This is a genomic window from Streptomyces sp. NPDC002784 (assembly GCF_053592135.1).
Genome location: NZ_JBSFVD010000154.1, coordinates 1 through 1,717 on the forward strand (window position 1 = coordinate 1; position 1,717 = coordinate 1,717).

Below are 1,717 nucleotides of genomic sequence, written 5' to 3' on the forward strand. Positions count from 1 at the left end.
GACGAAGTCCAGCGTCCCCAGATGGGCAATGACCTCGCGTTTGACGGACCGCTGATGGTCGAAGTCGAAGTCCTCCAGCGACTTGCGGGAGGGGAAACGAGCCGCGCAGATCCGTCCCTCGGCGCCGTGGGAGTCGCGGGCGGCAACCTCCCGCTGCAGGCAGGCAGCCAGATACTCCTCATGACTCCAGTGACTCCAGCCCTCGTCACGGGCCCGCTCAGCCAGCCGGGCAGCCGCGTGCCGCAGCGCAGGCGCCTTCAACGCTTTGGTCAGATAGACCAGTTCGGAACCGACGTCGCGGCCGCTGGCGGCCTGCTTGGGGGCCATCACGTGACTCCCTCACCGGTACTCAGGCCGCCGTCGATGACGCCGAAGATCCGGTCGTAGGGTGTCCAGCGGCCGCTGTTCGACCTCGAGCTCGTCGGCCCGGACGGGCCGTTGCCGGGCCCGATCGCGGTCGGCTTTTGCGGCGGCCGCGTGGGTGGGGTCGGTCAGCGACTGGTGGCGAGCCCAGCAGCGGGCATGCCGGGCGACCTCGGTGCCTTCACACAGCGCCAGGACCTGGTCCAGGTCGGCCTTCACCTCGATGCGGCGGCCGATGGCCAGCGGATGGACCGAGTAGTCGTTGGTGTCGATACGGACGTAGTGGTCGCGTGGCAGGCGCAGGCTGGATCGCCACCAACCCGGCGGATCGACCGGCGGCAACGGCAGCATGCGTGCCCTGTCCGTCTCGATCCGGTCGGCAGGCCGGGCCTGCAAGGTGCGGTGCAGGCGCCGGTTGGCCTTGGTCAGCCAGTCCGCCAGCTGGATGTTGAAATCGGTCGGCGAGGCGAAGACGCGGCCGGGCAGAAAGCTGGTCTCCAGATAGCCATTGGCCCGCTCGACCAGGCCCTTTGCCTCCGGGTCGCCGGGACGGCACTGGATGATGCGGATGCCCAACAGTCCCGCGAACGCCGCGAAGTCCTCCGTCAGCTGAGGGCTGCCGCCCCGCCAGGAGCCGACCGCGGCCTCGTTGTCCCAGACCAGAGCCTTCGGGACGGCTCCGAGCCCGGTCAAAAGCCGCCAGTGCGCGGCGATCAGATCGGCCGCAACCTTGCTCGGCAGCATCCGAGCCATGATCCATCGCGAGTAGCCGGCCACCATCACCAGCACTGGCGGACAGCCCGGCTGCCCGAACCCCAGCGGGATCGCCGAGGGCGGGAACCACAGATCGTACTGCACCAGTTCGCCAGGCTCATAGACCGTCCGGGAAGCCGGATCTGCCGGCAGGTAGTCGAGCTTGAGCTCACGCACCCGATCGCGCAGTACGGTCATGCCGTGCTGCCAGCCGATCCGTTCGGCCACCACGGTCGCCGGCATGTCCGGCCACACCTCAAGCAGTTCGCGGATCTTCGGCTCGGCCGCATCCACGATCGAACCCTTCGGCGCCCGCTCGTATTTCGGCGGCCGGTCGCTGGCCACCGCCCGGCGCACCGTGGTCCGGATTCCCAACTTCCGTGCGATCGCCCGGATCGGCATCTGCTCGGCCCGGTGCAACCGGCGGATCTCCGCCCAGTCCTCCACGCTGATCACCCATCCTCCCGGCCTGACTCAACGAGTCAGGCCGCCAAGGAGGGCCACAATTCATCCGGTGGAAGTGGTCTCACGGGCCCTGACCCCGGATCTTGGACACGGGTCTATGCGGCTTCGGTCAGCGTAGTTGGTGTTGTGCGGAAGG

At 68.5% G+C, this 1,717-nt stretch carries 1 protein-coding gene and 1 pseudogene; both read right to left on the minus strand.

The window, feature by feature from the left end; translation table 11 throughout:
• The coding region (locus ACWD1Z_RS37370) for an ATP-binding protein (RefSeq protein WP_451125363.1) at positions 1-327 on the minus strand (327 nt) is incomplete at its 3' end.
• Positions 327-1,572: pseudogene (gene istA, locus ACWD1Z_RS37375) on the minus strand (IS21 family transposase). The gene ACWD1Z_RS37370 and the pseudogene istA, both read right to left, overlap by 1 nt.
• Between the last annotated feature and the right edge of the window lie 145 nt (positions 1,573-1,717).